A 15676-nucleotide genomic window follows, 5' to 3' on the forward strand; every position below is an offset into this window, starting at 1 on the left:
TAACTTCAGGTGATGTGCAATTGTCGTGGCATAAGCCTTTTAGTGGGGTGTTAAATGGATGAATTTAAACCAGAAGACGAGCTGAAACCCGATCCCAGCGATCGTCGTACTGGTCGCTCTCGTCAATCTTCCGATCGTGACAGCGAGCCACAGATCAACTTTGATGATGTGGAACTCGATGCGGATGAGCGTCGTCCGTCCCGTAGTCGCAAAGCACGTGAAGAAGCCGAGCCGGAAGACGAATACTACGAATCTGAAGAAGCCGATGACGCTGACGCAGAGGAAGTGGTAGAGCGCCGCCCGCGTAAACGTAAAAATGCCGCGCCGCGTAAACCGGCTTCCCGCCAGTACATTATGATGGGGCTGGGCGTGGTTGTGCTGCTGGTGCTGATTGTCGGCATCGGTTCGGCACTGAAAGCACCTTCTTCAAACGATCAAAGCGCATCGTCGGAGAAGAGCATCTCTCTGTCGGGCGATAATACCGATCAGGCCAATGCTTCTCAGCCTCAGCCTGCACAGGAAAACAACCCGCAGCAGGACGTCACGCTGCCGCCAATCTCCTCTACGCCGACCCAGGGCCAGCAGACCGCTGCGCCGGACGGTCAGCAGCGCGTCGAAGTTCAGGGTGACCTGAACAATGCGCTGACGCAGCCGCAGGGCCAGAGCGACGACACGGTCGTGAACTCTACGCTGCCGACGGAACCGGCTACCGTGGCACCGATTCGTAACGGTGCGCGCCCTGCGGTCACTGCGCCGGTGGAAACGCCGCGTCAGACCGCGACGGCTCCGCGTCCGGAACGTAAGCATACGGTTATCGAAACCAAACCGCAGCCGATGGCCACGGTGAAAACGCAGGCTCCGGCCGCGCAGAGCAAACCGGTTGAAACGAAGCCGGTGACCACTGCGCCGAAACAGACCGTAACGGCGGCCACCTCAACGCCGGCAAAAGCGCCTGCGGCTGAAGCGGCAAAACCGGCGGCAACCACCGCTGCGCCTGCGCCTACCGCCACGACGGCTACGGCCGCTGCAACCGCAGCGCCTGCCGCGACGGCAACCGGCAAGTCGGCGGGCGACGTGGGCTCGCTGAAATCAGCTTCTGGCTCACATTACACGCTGCAGCTCAGCTCTTCTTCTAACTACGACAACCTCAACGGTTGGGCGAAGAAAGAGAACCTGAAAAACTACGTGGTGTATGAAACCTCTCGCAATGGCCAGCCGTGGTATGTCCTGGTCAGCGGCATCTACGCATCGAAAGATGATGCCAAACGCGCCGTGACCACGCTGCCAGCCGACGTACAGGCCAAAAACCCGTGGGCGAAACCGCTGCATCAGGTACAGTCTGACCTGAAGTAACCGTCGTTTCGTTGTCGACCGCCCCGTCTATATCGCATGGTATAGGCGGGGCGTAGAAGCGCAGGATGCTGTCGGAGCTTTCTCCACAGCCGGAGAGAGTGTAAGTAGTCAGGCCGCATGAAAAAAAATCGCGCTTTTTTGAAATGGGCAGGGGGAAAGTACCCACTGCTCGATGAAATTCAAGGCCATCTGCCCGAGGGCGATTGTCTGGTTGAACCCTTCGTTGGTGCTGGATCGGTATTCCTGAATACCGATTTTTCGCGTTATATTCTGGCTGATATCAACAGCGATCTCATTGAGCTCTATAAAATCGTTAAAACGCGCGCCGATGAGTACGTTGAGCAGGCGAGGACGCTGTTTGTTCCCGAAACCAATAACGCCGAGCGCTACTATCAATTCCGCGAAGAGTTTAACGCCAGTACCGACCTGTTCCGTCGCGCGGTGCTGTTTTTGTACCTCAACCGCCACGGCTACAACGGCCTGTGCCGTTATAATCTGCGCGGTGAGTTTAACGTCCCGTTTGGCCGTTATAAGAAGCCCTATTTCCCGGAAGCCGAGCTGCGCCATTTCGCTGAGAAGGCGCAAAACGCCGAATTCTACTGCGAGTCTTATGAAGACTGCATGAAGCGCGCCGGTAAAAATGCCGTAGTCTACTGCGATCCGCCCTATGCGCCGCTGTCAGCTACGGCCAATTTTACGGCTTATCACACCAATAGCTTCAGCCTGGAGCAGCAGGAGATTCTGGCGCGAAAGGCGGAGGAGCTGATGGCGAAGCGGATCCCGGTACTGATTTCGAACCATCGTACGCCGCTGACGCTGGAATGGTATAAAAACGCGACGGATACGCACGTCGTCAAGGTTCGACGCAGTATTAGCCGCAACGGCGGCACGCGTAAAAAGGTGGACGAACTGCTGGCGCTGTATCGCCCGCCAGGCAAAAAACAACGTTAAAGACCCTAATGGATAGGCTCTGAGGAGATGCGGATGAAACAGTACCTGATTGCCCCTTCAATTTTGTCGGCCGATTTTGCCCGCCTGGGGGAAGACACGGCCCGTGCGCTGGCCGCCGGGGCGGACGTGGTTCATTTCGATGTTATGGATAACCATTACGTGCCTAACCTGACCATCGGACCGATGGTGCTGAAAGCGCTGCGTGATTACGGCATTACCGCCCCTATTGATGTGCACCTGATGGTGAAACCGGTTGACCGTCTGGTGCCGGACTTTGCCGCCGCAGGCGCCAGCATCATCACTTTCCATCCGGAAGCCTCTGAACACGTTGACCGTACGCTGCAGCTGATCAAAGAGCATGGCTGTAAAGCCGGTCTGGTGCTGAACCCGGCTACGCCGCTAAGCTACCTCGACTACGTGATGGACAAGCTGGACGTCATCCTGCTGATGTCGGTTAACCCAGGCTTCGGCGGTCAGTCCTTTATTCCACATACGCTGGACAAGCTGCAGGAAGTGCGTCGCCGCATTGATGTGTCCGGCTATGACATCCGTCTGGAAGTCGACGGCGGCGTGAAGGTGAATAATATTCGCGAAATCGCGGCGGCCGGGGCGGATATGTTTGTCGCCGGGTCGGCGATTTTTGGCCAACCAGACTACAACAAAGTCATTGATGAAATGCGCAGTGAGCTGGCAAAGGTAAGTCATGGATAAATTGCAAACCATTCGCGGCGTCGCGTTTGACCTCGACGGTACGCTGGTCGACAGCGCGCCGGGGCTGACGGCGGCGGTGGATAGCGCCCTGTATGCGCTGGAGCTTCCGGTCGCGGGCGAAGACCGCGTCGTTACCTGGATTGGCAACGGTGCCGATGTTCTGATGGAACGGGCGCTGAACTGGGCCCGCCAGGAACGCGCTTCCCAGCGCGCGGCGCAGGGGAAACCCTCCGTCGATAGCCACGATATTCCGCAAGACGAGCAGCTTCGCGTGCTGCGACGTCTGTTCGATCGTTATTATGCCGAGTTTGCCGAAGAGGGTAGCTTCCTGTTCCCGCACGTTGAGCAAACGCTGGCCGCGCTGCACGCCAGCGGCTTACCGCTGGCGCTGGTGACCAACAAGCCAACGCCGTTCGTGGCACCGATACTGGCGTCGCTGGGCATCGACAGCTATTTCTCCGTGGTGATTGGCGGGGATGACGTGCAGAACAAGAAGCCGCATCCCGAGGCGTTGCTGAAGGTGGCGGAGAAGCTTTCTTTGGCCCCGGAAGCGCTGTTGTTTGTCGGTGACTCGCGCAATGATATTCAGGCCGCTAAGGCTGCGGGCTGCACCTCCGTTGGTCTGACCTACGGCTACAACTATGGCGAAGCCATCGCGCTGAGCGAGCCGGACGTCGTCTTTGACCACTTCAATGAACTTTTGCCCGCTCTCGGGCTTGCAAACAGTGAAAATCAGGAATCAGAACATGACTAAGCCCATCGTATTCAGCGGCGCACAGCCGTCAGGTGAACTGACCATCGGTAACTACATGGGTGCACTGCGTCAGTGGGTCAACATGCAGGATGACTATCACTGCATCTACTGCATCGTTGACCAGCACGCGATTACCGTACGTCAGGACCCGCAGGCGCTGCGTAAGGCGACGCTCGACACGCTGGCGCTGTATCTGGCCTGCGGAATCGACCCGGAAAAAAGCACCATCTTCGTACAGTCTCACGTGCCGGAACACGCACAGCTGGGCTGGGCGCTGAACTGCTACACCTATTTCGGCGAGCTGAGCCGTATGACTCAGTTCAAAGATAAATCTGCCCGCTACGCGGAAAACATCAACGCCGGCCTGTTTGACTACCCGGTGCTGATGGCGGCAGACATCCTGCTGTACCAGACCAATCAGGTGCCGGTTGGTGAAGACCAGAAGCAGCACCTGGAGCTGAGCCGCGATGTCGCCCAGCGCTTTAACGCCATCTACGGCGATATCTTCAAAGTGCCTGAGCCGTTTATTCCGAAGTCCGGCGCGCGCGTAATGTCGCTGCTTGAGCCGACCAAGAAGATGTCCAAGTCCGATGACAACCGCAACAACGTGATTGGCCTGCTGGAAGACCCGAAATCGGTAGTGAAAAAGATCAAACGTGCGATGACCGACTCTGAAGAGCCGCCGGTTATTCGCTACGATCAGAAAGAGAAAGCGGGCGTTTCTAACCTGCTGGATATTCTCTCCGGCGTAACCGGCCAGAGCATTCCTGAGCTGGAAAAACACTTCGAAGGCAAGATGTACGGCCACCTGAAAGGGGAAGTGGCGGAAGCCGTTTCCGGTATGCTGAGCGAACTGCAGGAGCGTTATCATCGCTTCCGTAACGACGAAGCTTTCCTGCAGAAGATCATGAAAGAAGGCGCAGAGAAGGCCAGTGCGCGTGCATCTCAGACGCTGAAGGCGGTGTACGAAGCGATTGGCTTTGTGGCCAAACCGTAAGCATTAGCGCAAATTGCCGGGTGGCGGCTGCGCCATACCCGGCCTACATGCTCTGCAATATCAGTGGGTTGTGTGGGTTTATGTAGGCCTGATAAGCGAAGCGCCATCAGGCAGCTATTTTGTCACCAACTTCAAACCGGGATAATCCCGGTTTTTTTACGTTTAATGGTTGGAGAACCAGTTCAACCGGTCGCGAAGCCCAACCACGCGCCCAACGATAATCAGCGCCGGGCTCGCCATCTGCTGCGCCAGCTCGCCGAGCTGCGTCAACTGACCATCGACCACGCGCTGGTTCACCGCCGTACCGTTCTCGACGATGGCGACCGGCATATCGCCCTGCATTCCGTGCTCAATCAGCTTCTGTTGAATAGTGGCTGCCTGGTTCAACCCCATGTAGAACACCAGCGTTTGCTTTTCTGCCGCCAGGTTTTCCCAGTCCAGTTCGCCGCCGGTCTTCAGGTGGCCGGTGACCAGGCGTACGCTTTGTGCGTAGTCGCGATGGGTCAGCGGAATGCCGGAGTAAGCCGAGCAGCCTGAAGCGGCCGTGATCCCCGGCACCACCGAGAAAGGAATACCCGCATCGCACAGGGTTTCCAGTTCTTCACCGCCGCGACCAAAAATAAAGGGGTCGCCGCCTTTCAGGCGCACCACGCGTTTACCCTGCTGTGCTTCACGCAGCAGAATCTGGTTAATTTCATCCTGCGGTACGCAGTGGTAGCCCGCGCGTTTACCGACGAATACGCGGTCTGCGTCGCGGCGAACCAGATTCATGATGTCATCAGAGACCAGTCGGTCGTATACCACGACGTCAGCCTGCTGGATCTGCTGTAGCCCTTTGAGCGTCAGGAGCCCGGCATCGCCCGGCCCGGCGCCGACCAGCACCACTTCACCACGGTGGTCGAGCGGGGCGGTCAGCAGCTGTTCGGTCGTTTCTTCAATGGCCTGGCGGTCCTGGTTAGCCAGCGACTGCGCCAGGCGATCGTTCATGAACATTTTTTCCCAGAAGCGGCGGCGTTCGCCCATCGTGGAGAACTGTTTTTTCACCCGTTCGCGTAGCTTTCCGGCATAGGCCGCAACCTGGCCCAGATGCTGTGGCAGCATCGCTTCCAGCTTCTCGCGCAGCAGGCGTGCCAGCACCGGTGAGGTGCCGCCGGAGGAGACCGCTACCATGAGCGGCGAGCGGTCGATAATTGATGGCATGATAAAGCTTGCGGCTTTCGGCGCATCCACCACGTTGCAGAAAATGCGTCGGGCTTCCGCCTCATCGCTGACCTGCTGATTGACCGCATCGTCGTCGGTGGCGGCAATGGCCAGCCAGCAGGGGTCGAGCAGAGCGGGCTGGAAGTCGCCCGCGACCAGCGTCAGCATTCCCGCCTCGGCCCAGACGTGGAACTGCGGGACGTAATCCCGCGCATTTACCGTGAGGCGAGCGCCCGCGTCCAGCAGTAGACGCGCCTTGCGTTCGGCAACATCACCGCCGCCGACCAGCAAACATTCGCGATCGCGCAGTTGGCAAAAGATGGGTAAGTGATCCACGGGGCAACCTCACGGAATTAGCAATAGAAATGCGGGGAATGAATAATGCGGGTAAGGATAACAGCAGACATCGTACGGAATACACGATTTTTCCTGCTGTTACCCCTTTAAGGTCATAAGTTTTTGGTATTACTTATGCCTGAACGTTCAGGCCTTGAGCTGCACCTGGCCGTCTTTAACGCGCGCTTCGTAATGGGCGACGGAATGGCTCTCATCTTCCATGCACAGCCCATCACGCAGACGGAAGCGCTGTTTTTTCAGCGGGCTTGCTACCCACAGCTCGCCCTGATGTTCGGCAATCAGGCCGCGAGACAGCACGCTCGATTCGAAGAACGGGTCGATGTTGCTGATGGCAAAGACCCGATCATCGGCATACGGGCGGAAGATCGCCACCTGCTGGTCTCCCAGCAAGGCGCAGACGCCGGTCGCTGGGACAATAGCGTCAATTTTGCAGATATTTACCCACTGGCTCATGCGTTTTCCTCCACCAGAGTGACCGGAATACGTTCATACGGCGTAGCAGGGCGGTGCTGGGCACGCTCGGCAACCACCTGGACGTTCGGGTCACGTTGTTCGCTGTTGATAAAGTGTTTGAAGCGTACCTGAGCGGCCGGGTCGTTTACGGTCTCGGTCCATTCGCAGGCAAACGCTTCACGCAGACGGGCGATTTCAGCTTCCAGATGTTCGTTCAGGCCCAGCTTGTCGTCGATGATCACGGAACGCAGGTAGTCGATACCGCCTTCCAGGTTATCCAGCCACGGCGCGGTACGCGTCAGCTTATCGGCGGTACGGATGTAGAACATCATGAAGCGATCGAGGTATTTGATCAGCGTTTCGCGATCGAGGTCAGCCGCCAGCAGATCCGCGTGACGTGGCTTCATGCCGCCGTTACCGCAGACGTACAGGTTCCAGCCTTTCTCGGTGGCGATGATGCCAACGTCTTTGCCCTGCGCTTCTGCACACTCGCGTGTACAGCCGGAGACGCCAAACTTCATTTTGTGCGGCGTACGAATGCCTTTGTAGCGGTTTTCTAACTCCACGCCGAAGCCCACGCTGTCGCCCACGCCGTAACGACACCAGGTGCTACCGACGCAGGTTTTGGCCATACGCAGCGCTTTCGCATAGGCGTGACCGGTTTCGAAGCCTGCTTCAATCAGCTGACGCCAGATTTCCGGCAGATCGTCTTTCTGCGCACCGAACAGGCCGATACGCTGGGAGCCGGTGATTTTGGTGTACAGATTGAATTCTCGCGCGATACGGCCAACGGCCACCAGGCCTTCTGGGGTGATTTCACCGCCGGCGGAGCGTGGGATCACCGAGTAGGTACCGTCTTTCTGGATATTGGCCAGGAAGTTGTCGTTGGTGTCCTGAAGCGGCGTATGCTGCGGCTTGAGGATATATTCGTTCCAGCAGGAAGCCAGCAGGGACCCCACGGTCGGTTTGCAGACTTCACAGCCGTAGCCTTTGCCGTATTTTGCCAGCAGCTCGTCGAAGGTTTTGATGCCTTCCACGCGAATCAGGTGATACAGCTCCTGGCGGGTGAACGCAAAGTGTTCACACAGGCTGTGGTTGACTTCAATACCCTGTTTCGCCAGCTCGGCGTTGAGGACCTGGGTGACCAGCGGAATACAGCCGCCGCAGCCGGTACCGGCTTTGGTTTCGGCTTTCAGCGCCGCCACGGTGTGGCAACCTTTGTTAATCGCGGCGATCAGATCGCCTTTCGAGACGTCGAAGCAGGAGCAAATTTGCGCGCTGTCCGGCAGCTTATCGACGCCGATAGACGGTTTACCGCTGCTGGCGTGCGCCGGCAGAATCAGCGAATCCGGGTTTTCCGGCAGTTCGATGGCGTTCAGCGCCAGCTGCAGCAGGTTGCCGTAGTCGCTGGTGTCGCCGACCAGCACCGCGCCGAGCAGCGTTTTGTTATCTGCGCTGACGATAAGGCGTTTGTAGACTTCTTTGCTTTCGTCGAGGTAGACGTAGCTGCGCGCACCCGGCGTACGGCCATGCGCATCGCCGATACCGCCTACGTCAACGCCAAGCAGCTTCAGCTTGGCGCTCATATCGGCACCCTGGAAGCTGTTTTCGCTGCCGAGGATGTGGTCAACGGCAACCTGAGCCATTTTGTAGCCCGGCGCCACCAGGCCGTAGACGCGGTTCTTCCAGCTGGCGCATTCGCCGATGGCGTAGATATCCGGATCGGAGGTCTGGCAGCGGTCATTAATCATGATGCCGCCTCGCTGGGCGACTTCCAGACCACACTGGGTGGCCAGCTTGTCGCGCGGGCGAATGCCGGTAGAGAAGACGATAAAGTCGACTTCCAGCTGGCTGCCGTCGGCAAAGCGCATGGTTTTACGGGCGTTCTCGCCTTCCTGCACGATCTCTTTGGTGTTTTTGCTGGTGTGAACCTTCACACCCATGCTTTCGATTTTGCGCTTGAGCTGCTCGCCGCCCATCTGATCGAGCTGTTCCGCCATTAGCATCGGGGCGAATTCGATCACGTGGGTTTCAACGCCGAGGTTTTTCAGCGCGCCGGCTGCTTCGAGGCCGAGCAGGCCGCCGCCGACCACCGCACCGCGTTTGCTACGGCGGGCGCAGGATTCAATGGCGTTCAGATCTTCAATGGTACGGTAAACGAAGCAATCCTGAGTTTCAGACCCTTTAATCGGTGGGATCCACGGGTAAGAACCGGTCGCCATAATCAACTTGTCGTAAAAGACGGTACGACCCGCGCTGGAGTGGATCACCTTCTCTTTACGGTTAATGGTGATGGCGCGTTCGCCGACCAGTACCTTCACACCATGCTTCTCATAGAAGCCCTCACGGACCAACGACAGCTCTTCCGCCGTGTGGTGTGAGAAGTAGGAGGAGAGGTGGACGCGGTCGTAGGCGATGCGGGGTTCTTCACAGAAGACGGTAATGTCGAAGTGGCTGGCATCGGATTTATCGAGAAGATCCTCGATAAAACGGTGGCCGACCATGCCGTTACCGATAATTGCGAGTCTGACTTTGCTCATTTTTGCCTCGATTTCTATTCTAATACTGCCTACCTTAACGATTCAGCTAGGGGGATTATTGATTCAAATCAATTTAGCCTTTACCTACCACTTAATGGGTATGGCTATGATTTTAAAGTGGTTTTGTAAGTTGCGGATAATACACAACTTTCTTTGGTGTTTGTTTTTTGTTCGAAATGAGCAAATAAGCGGCGGGGGGCAGAGCTGGAGAAAGGTGCCCCTTTTCAAGTTGAAAAGGGGCGGTAAGGATTAGTGTCCGGCAACCGTAGCATGCTGACGGTGGCGGCTAACGAAGCCGAGGATCAGACACATCACAAACACGACAGCGTAGAGTCCGTTCGCCGTGGTGAGCGCAGCCAGCGGGCCGCTGCTGGCAACGATCGGGCCGGTTACCACGAAGGTCAGCATGGTGCCGATGGTGCCACAGGTCAGCACGAAGTTAACCAGTTTTGGGGAGGCGACTTTGGTCTGTAGCGAACCCAGGGTGATAATTGAGGTATAAATGGCGCTGGAGAAGAAGCCCAGGGTCAGAATAAACCATGCCAGATGCTGCGGTTCGCCGTGGTTGAACAGGTACATCATCACGGTCGCGATGCCAGCCAGCACGGTCAGGATACGCTGCAGGTCGAAGAAGCGCAGGATGAAGCTGAAGGCCCACATGCCGAACATGTAAGACATCCAGAAGTCGCTGACCAGTTTACCCGCGTCACCAAGGCTCATGCCCAGGCCTTTAGCATATTCCGGCACCCAGGAGATAAAGCCCAGCTGGCCGAGGATGTAGCACAGGGCGGCGATGGACAGGAACAGCACGCCAATGCCCCACTTCTCTTTGACCACTGGCTGGTCGTTCTGTTGGGCTTTTTTCCCCAGCAGTGGGAACTCGCAGCCGAAGGTCAGCACGAAAATCGCGACGTAGATCAGGCCAATGCAGGCATAGACCCAGTACCACTCGATGGTACGAGCCAGTAGCCAGGCGGCGAGCATCGGGAAAATCATCCCCGCCATGCTGAAGAAGGAGTCGGTAAACAGCAGGCGCGCGCCGCGCTGACGGCCTTCATACATATGGGTAATCAGGAAGGTACCGATCGACATGGTGATCCCGCTGACCAGACCGAGCACGAACATGGCCGCCGAGAACAGCGCCAGGCTGTGGCTGGTCATCAGGCCGGCCACCGCCAGTACCATCAGAATGAAGCCAAAACGCAGCTGCGTCTTCAGGGGAACAATTTCCATCAGCCATGCATTGAGGAAAATCGAGATCAGAATACCGGCGTTCAGGAAGGTAAAGGTATTACTCATGCTGGAAACGGGCAGATTGAAGTAATCGGCGATGTTCCCCATCACCATCCCGGTGACGATCACCAACGCACCGGTAAGGGCGTAGGAGAAGAAGCTAATCCATGTGAGCTTGATACGGTTGCTGTTAGTCATGACTGGCCTGTGAATAGTTGTGTAAAGCGCGTTGACACTGCGCTGAGCGGGCAGATTTTAGTCACTGAAGTGACGTATTCATAGTTTTATTACGCAAACGTTGGCGTATTACACTTTTCATTGTGATCTGGATCACAAAATCAAATGTGGCAATGCTTACCACGCTCATTATAAGCGTTGAGCCCAGGTAAACTTTGGTAAAGCACTGGCCTGAGGGGCTGTCCCTCTTTAGAATCAAGCCACTTGCTTTCTCTACTGCACCTGTTAAAGGAATTCTCATGCTCAAATCAACTCTGGCGGCCGTGGCGGCTGTTTTTGCTCTCTCGGCGATGGCTCCTGCGGCTTTAGCAGCAACCCAGAATCCGCACGTACTGCTGACGACCTCCGCGGGTAATATCGAGCTGCAGCTGGATAGCCAGAAAGCGCCGGTTTCCGTTGAAAACTTCCTGAAATACGTTAATAGCGGCTTTTACAACAACACGACGTTCCACCGCGTGATCCCGGGCTTTATGGTTCAGGGCGGCGGTTTTAACGAGCAGATGCAGCAGAAGCAGCCGAACCCGCCGATTAAAAACGAAGCTGACAATGGCCTGCGTAATACTCGCGGCACTATCGCGATGGCGCGTACTGCTGATAAAGATAGCGCAACCAGCCAGTTCTTCATCAACGTGGCCGATAACGCCTTCCTTGATCACGGTCAGCGTGATTTCGGCTATGCGGTATTCGGCAAGGTTGTGAAGGGCATGGACGTGGCGGATAAAATCTCCCAGGTGCCGAGCCATAACGTCGGGCCGTACCAGAATGTGCCGACCAAGCCGGTCGTGATCCTTTCCGCGAAAGTCCTGCCGTAAGCCATATCGGGCGGCGTCAGGCATGAGGCCGTCGCCCGTATCGCTAAAGTGGATGTCACCCGGTAGAATGGCGGCAGAAAGATAACCGGAGCCGCCATGATCCTGCTGATTGATAATTACGATTCCTTTACCTGGAACCTTTACCAGTATTTCTGTGAGCTGGGCGCCAGCGTAACGGTCAGACGTAACGATGACATCACTCTCGAGGAAATCGCCCTGCTGGCACCGGAGAAAATCGTTATCTCTCCAGGCCCCTGCACGCCGGATGATGCCGGTATTTCACTTGACGTTATTCGCCGCTACGCCGGCAAAATTCCCATTCTTGGCGTCTGCTTAGGTCATCAGGCTATCGCTCAGGCCTTTGGCGCGCGTATCGTTCGCGCCGCTCAGGTCATGCACGGCAAAACCTCGCCGATTTTCCATCAGCAGCAGGGCGTCTTTCGCGGGCTGAATAACCCGCTGACGGTTACCCGCTATCATTCGCTGCTGATTCAGCCGGATACCCTGGCGGACTGCTTTGAGGTTACCGCGCTTAGCGAAGCCGGTGAAATCATGGGGATTCGTCACCGCGAGTGGGATCTCGAAGGCGTACAGTTCCACCCGGAAAGCATTCTTAGCGAGCAAGGACACGCGCTGCTGGCCAACTTTCTCCATCGATAGTAGTTGCCATGATGTGATTTTTTATGCATATTTTGTGGATAGATTCTCACAATCATTGCTGCATCGTTGAAGAAGGGCATGACATGGTAACCAAACAACCTGCGATCACCCGCGCGACCTTCGATCAGGTCATTTTGCCAATTTATGCACCGGCCGAGTTTATTCCGGTGAAGGGCAAGGGCAGCCGCGTCTGGGATCAGCAAGGCAAAGAGTACGTTGATTTTGCAGGCGGTATTGCGGTGACGGCGCTGGGCCACTGTCATCCGGCACTGGTGGACGCGCTGAAAACCCAGGGTGAAACCCTGTGGCATACCAGCAACGTGTTTACTAACGAACCGGCGCTGCGCCTGGGGCAGAAGCTGGTGGATGCTACCTTCGCGGAACGTGTGGTATTCATGAATTCCGGAACGGAAGCCAACGAAACCGCCTTTAAGCTGGCGCGTTACTACGCGTCTACCCGCCATAGCCCGTACAAAACCAAAATTATTGCCTTCCATAACGCGTTCCACGGACGTTCGTTGTTCACCGTTTCCGTGGGCGGTCAGCCGAAGTATTCCGATGGTTTTGGCCCGAAACCGGCCGATATTGTCCACGTACCGTTTAACGATCTGCATGCGGTAGAAGCGGTAATGGACGATCATACCTGCGCGGTCGTGGTCGAGCCTATTCAGGGTGAAGGCGGCGTACTGGCGGCAACGCCAGAATTCCTCAAAGGCCTGCGCGCGCTGTGCGATAAGCACCAGGCGCTGTTGGTGTTTGATGAAGTGCAGAGCGGCATGGGCCGTACCGGCTCGCTGTTCGCTTACATGCACTACGGCGTGACGCCGGATATTCTGACCAGCGCCAAGGCGTTGGGCGGCGGTTTCCCGGTCAGCGCTATGCTCACCACCGAAGAGATTGCCAGTGCCTTCCACGTGGGGTCACACGGTTCCACCTACGGCGGTAACCCGCTGGCCTGTGCCGTGGCCGGGGCGGCCTTCGATATCATTAACACCCCCGAAGTCCTTAACGGCGTGAATGCTAAACGTGAGCGCTTTGTTCAGCATCTGCAGCACATTAACGCGAAGTACGATGTCTTCAGCGATGTGCGCGGCATGGGTCTGCTGATAGGTGCAGAACTGAACGCGAAGTATAAAGGCCGCGCGCGCGACTTCCTGTATGCTGCGGCGGATGCTGGCGTGATGGTGCTGAATGCGGGCCCGGACGTGATGCGCTTTGCGCCATCTCTGGTGGTGGAAGAACAGGATATCGACGACGGTATGCAGCGCTTTGCACAAGCCGTGGCAGCATTGATCAGCTAGACTGCCGTTTCAACCAGCCGCCGTGCCGCGGGCGCTGGCGCCAGGCCACCGACGAGATGGTGTGCATGGTGCTTAAGTGCCCTAAAATACGCTGGAGATGCTGTTCCATGGTGCTCAACGGCCCGTGGGACAGCGCGTCCGGCGCTTCCATAATGTTCACCTCGCCGCTGCTTCCCGCCTCATCGTATTCCAGACGCTGCTGACAGCGCTGGAGCGCGATTTCACACGACTCCAGATAGCGTTGGGCCAGATCCGGCGTCAGCATGTTGTGCTCGCGTGCCAGGGTCGTCATGGCGTTGATGTGCTCGACGATAAACTGGCTGTGGGTGACCCACAGCTTCATGTCTTCGAGATAGCGAGAGTTAAATCCCGGTTCCTGCATGGCCTGGTTGAGGGTGTTGTACAGCGTATTGTGCGCCTGGTTGACGCGCATGCGCTGATAGGCAAGCTTAGGCGCCTGCGGGTCGGGGCTGAGGATCAGACGAATGGCCTCCTGGTCAGCCTCCAGCGCCGCCTGAGCGTTCTGACGCAGCTGGCCGCTCTGCCACTGCGGCCACAGCCAGATCATCCCACCAAAGGCAATCAGGCAGCCGATCAGGGTGTCGATAAAGCGGGCGATAATAAACTCTTCGCCGTTGAGCGTCAGAAGCTGCAAGGTATACACCGCCGTAATCGTGAAGCCCACGGTGGCCCAGCCGTAGCTGCGGCGAATAATCAAGTAGCTTACCAGCGTCACGATCAGCATCCCAGCCAGCGCCCACCCTTGTGGCGTGTGGAAGTGTAGGGCGATAGCGGCGATGACCAGCCCGGCCAGAGTCCCTGCCGCACGATGGAAAATCCTTACGCGCGTAGCGCCGTAGCCGTTTTGCGTGACCAGCAGGACCGTCATCAGGATCCAGTAGGGTTTCGGCAGATGCAGCGCCATCCCCATCAGGCTGGCAATGCTTAACATGACGCTGAGGCGTGCGGCGTTGCGCAGCGCGGGCGACTTCAGCGACAGATAGCTTTTTAACGCCGGGATGAGCGGCAGGCGGCGCTCTTTGTCGGCCATCAGATTACGTGGGTAAAGTGGGCGCTGGCTACGCAGTACGCGGGCAATACGGCTGAAGTGCCAGGCGCAAAACTGGCCGACCGGGTTATCCGGATGCTGGCGGGCAATTTTATCCAGCGCGCCAATCTGTTTGTCCATCGTGAAGCGCGTGGGGTAGCGATGATAGAGAAGATCGTCCGCTAGCACGCGCAGGCGCGCGGAAACGGTCTGCGCGTTCCAGCGGATCACCGCTTCGGCGTGGCTTTGTTCAACCAGCTTCTGGACCTCTTCCGGCTGGTGCAGGCTAACGGAGATATGTTCCTGCAAATCCAGCCCCATCTGGAAAGCACGCAGCAGCCGCTTGTAGTCGTTATGTTGGTTAGCCGCCAGCATATGCAGCTGCTGGTAGCACTGGGAAATGAGATCCACCACCTTTTGCTGGCGAGTGAGCAGTGGCGGGAGTGCGCTGTTGGGGTCGGTATGCTGCGTCAGCAGACTATATTTTGCTTCGCAATAGTCGGCCAACTGGCGGTAGAGCAGGCTTAACGATTCACGCAGCGGCTGTTCGCGCCATATCCAGAACCACCACCAGTTGAATAATCCGTACCACAGGGTGCCCAGCGCGTAGATGAGCAGCGGCTGCCAGATGGGCATATTGCCGGCCAGGCTGAGCGTAAAAATGGCGGCTATCAGCGAGGCGGGCAGTAGCCGCCCGTGCAGCGCGCTGATCTCCGCCGTTACGCCCAGCAGCAGCGCTAGTCCGCTCAGGATCAGCGGCAGGGGAACGTCGCGCGCCAGCAGCAGCTGCACGGCAAGGCTGCACCCGGCAAACAGGCTGCCGCCGATAATCAGGCGTTTGAAAAAGCGCTTATGTGGGGTGTCGAGACCGGCGATGTTGCAGCAGGCGGGCACCAGCGAGAACAGCAGGCCCTGCTGAAGATGGCCGAAAAGCAGGCCAATAGCCACGGGCAAACACAGCACTAGCGTTTGCCGTAGTGCATAGTTGATTTCTGGGTGGTAAATCAGCCTGCGCCACATAGGGGAAAACAAAAGCGGCGTATTGCCTGGCAATACGCCGTTTAGGCTG

The 15676-nt window shown here is 57.3% G+C and carries 13 protein-coding genes; 8 read left to right on the top strand and 5 right to left on the bottom strand.

Going from position 1 to position 15676, the window contains the following annotated elements:
• Positions 1–54: 54 nt before the first annotated feature.
• The 5 genes from damX to trpS all read left to right on the top strand — a co-directional run bounded on the left by damX (position 55) and on the right by trpS (position 4766).
• The gene (damX, locus tag H7R58_RS02030) at positions 55–1353 is read left to right on the top strand and encodes a cell division protein DamX (protein ID WP_182929910.1); all 1299 of its coding nucleotides are present in this window, start codon (positions 55–57) and stop codon (positions 1351–1353) included.
• Positions 1354–1470: 117 nt separating this feature from the next.
• Entirely contained in the window at positions 1471–2304 is an 834-nt protein-coding gene (dam, locus tag H7R58_RS02035) for an adenine-specific DNA-methyltransferase (protein ID WP_106925139.1), read from the top strand.
• Positions 2305–2337: 33 nt separating this feature from the next.
• Positions 2338–3015 (top strand): ribulose-phosphate 3-epimerase, encoded by a 678-nt coding sequence (rpe, locus tag H7R58_RS02040; RefSeq protein ID WP_182929911.1) that lies wholly within the window; start codon positions 2338–2340, stop codon positions 3013–3015.
• On the top strand, positions 3008–3769 hold the full coding sequence (gene gph / locus H7R58_RS02045) for a phosphoglycolate phosphatase (RefSeq protein WP_182929912.1): 762 nt from the start codon (positions 3008–3010) through the stop codon (positions 3767–3769). Before rpe ends, gph begins: the two co-directional genes overlap by 8 nt.
• The gene (gene trpS / locus H7R58_RS02050; protein WP_106925142.1) at positions 3762–4766 is read left to right on the top strand and encodes a tryptophan--tRNA ligase; all 1005 of its coding nucleotides are present in this window, start codon (positions 3762–3764) and stop codon (positions 4764–4766) included. The genes gph and trpS overlap by 8 nt, the downstream gene beginning before the upstream one ends.
• A gap of 162 nt (positions 4767–4928) precedes the next feature.
• On the opposite strand, the gene cysG is transcribed toward trpS, so the two are convergent.
• The 4 genes from cysG to tsgA all read right to left on the bottom strand — a co-directional run bounded on the left by cysG (position 4929) and on the right by tsgA (position 10747).
• Positions 4929–6302 (bottom strand): siroheme synthase CysG, encoded by a 1374-nt coding sequence (cysG, locus tag H7R58_RS02055; protein ID WP_106925143.1) that lies wholly within the window; start codon positions 6300–6302, stop codon positions 4929–4931.
• Positions 6303–6449: 147 nt separating this feature from the next.
• On the bottom strand, positions 6450–6776 hold the full coding sequence (nirD, locus tag H7R58_RS02060) for a nitrite reductase small subunit NirD (RefSeq protein WP_106925144.1): 327 nt from the start codon (positions 6774–6776) through the stop codon (positions 6450–6452).
• On the bottom strand, positions 6773–9316 hold the full coding sequence (gene nirB, locus H7R58_RS02065; RefSeq protein ID WP_182929913.1) for a nitrite reductase large subunit NirB: 2544 nt from the start codon (positions 9314–9316) through the stop codon (positions 6773–6775). The genes nirD and nirB overlap by 4 nt, the downstream gene beginning before the upstream one ends.
• Positions 9317–9565: 249 nt before the next feature.
• The gene (tsgA, locus tag H7R58_RS02070) at positions 9566–10747 is read right to left on the bottom strand and encodes an MFS transporter TsgA (RefSeq protein ID WP_106925147.1); all 1182 of its coding nucleotides are present in this window, start codon (positions 10745–10747) and stop codon (positions 9566–9568) included.
• Positions 10748–11025: 278 nt separating this feature from the next.
• On the opposite strand from tsgA, the gene ppiA reads away from it, so the two are divergent.
• The 3 genes from ppiA to argD all read left to right on the top strand — a co-directional run bounded on the left by ppiA (position 11026) and on the right by argD (position 13559).
• Positions 11026–11598, top strand: a complete 573-nt coding sequence (gene ppiA / locus H7R58_RS02075; RefSeq protein ID WP_106925148.1) for a peptidylprolyl isomerase A — start codon at positions 11026–11028, stop codon at positions 11596–11598.
• Positions 11599–11694: 96 nt separating this feature from the next.
• Positions 11695–12258, top strand: coding sequence for an aminodeoxychorismate synthase component 2 (pabA, locus tag H7R58_RS02080; RefSeq protein ID WP_182929914.1), 564 nt, complete (start codon positions 11695–11697; stop codon positions 12256–12258).
• An 83-nt stretch (positions 12259–12341) separates the two neighbouring features.
• Positions 12342–13559, top strand: a complete 1218-nt coding sequence (gene argD, locus H7R58_RS02085; protein WP_106925150.1) for a bifunctional acetylornithine/succinyldiaminopimelate transaminase — start codon at positions 12342–12344, stop codon at positions 13557–13559.
• On the opposite strand, the gene H7R58_RS02090 is transcribed toward argD, so the two are convergent.
• Entirely contained in the window at positions 13552–15627 is a 2076-nt protein-coding gene (locus H7R58_RS02090; protein ID WP_182930582.1) for a YccS/YhfK family putative transporter, read from the bottom strand. The genes argD and H7R58_RS02090 overlap by 8 nt on opposite strands.
• Positions 15628–15676 lie beyond the last annotated feature (49 nt).

The sequence above is a fragment of the Klebsiella sp. WP4-W18-ESBL-05 genome (genome assembly GCF_014169075.1).
GTDB lineage: Bacteria > Pseudomonadota > Gammaproteobacteria > Enterobacterales > Enterobacteriaceae > Kluyvera > Kluyvera ascorbata_B.

Coding starts and splice junctions, on each gene's coding strand:
- damX (WP_182929910.1), top strand. CDS start 55: ATGGATGAATTTAAACCAGAAGACGAGCTGAAACCCGATCCCAGCGAT.
- dam (WP_106925139.1), top strand. CDS start 1,471: ATGAAAAAAAATCGCGCTTTTTTGAAATGGGCAGGGGGAAAGTACCCA.
- rpe (WP_182929911.1), top strand. CDS start 2,338: ATGAAACAGTACCTGATTGCCCCTTCAATTTTGTCGGCCGATTTTGCC.
- gph (WP_182929912.1), top strand. CDS start 3,008: ATGGATAAATTGCAAACCATTCGCGGCGTCGCGTTTGACCTCGACGGT.
- trpS (WP_106925142.1), top strand. CDS start 3,762: ATGACTAAGCCCATCGTATTCAGCGGCGCACAGCCGTCAGGTGAACTG.
- nirD (WP_106925144.1), bottom strand. CDS start 6,776: ATGAGCCAGTGGGTAAATATCTGCAAAATTGACGCTATTGTCCCAGCG.
- nirB (WP_182929913.1), bottom strand. CDS start 9,316: ATGAGCAAAGTCAGACTCGCAATTATCGGTAACGGCATGGTCGGCCAC.
- tsgA (WP_106925147.1), bottom strand. CDS start 10,747: ATGACTAACAGCAACCGTATCAAGCTCACATGGATTAGCTTCTTCTCC.
- ppiA (WP_106925148.1), top strand. CDS start 11,026: ATGCTCAAATCAACTCTGGCGGCCGTGGCGGCTGTTTTTGCTCTCTCG.
- pabA (WP_182929914.1), top strand. CDS start 11,695: ATGATCCTGCTGATTGATAATTACGATTCCTTTACCTGGAACCTTTAC.
- argD (WP_106925150.1), top strand. CDS start 12,342: ATGGTAACCAAACAACCTGCGATCACCCGCGCGACCTTCGATCAGGTC.
- H7R58_RS02090 (WP_182930582.1), bottom strand. CDS start 15,627: ATGTGGCGCAGGCTGATTTACCACCCAGAAATCAACTATGCACTACGG.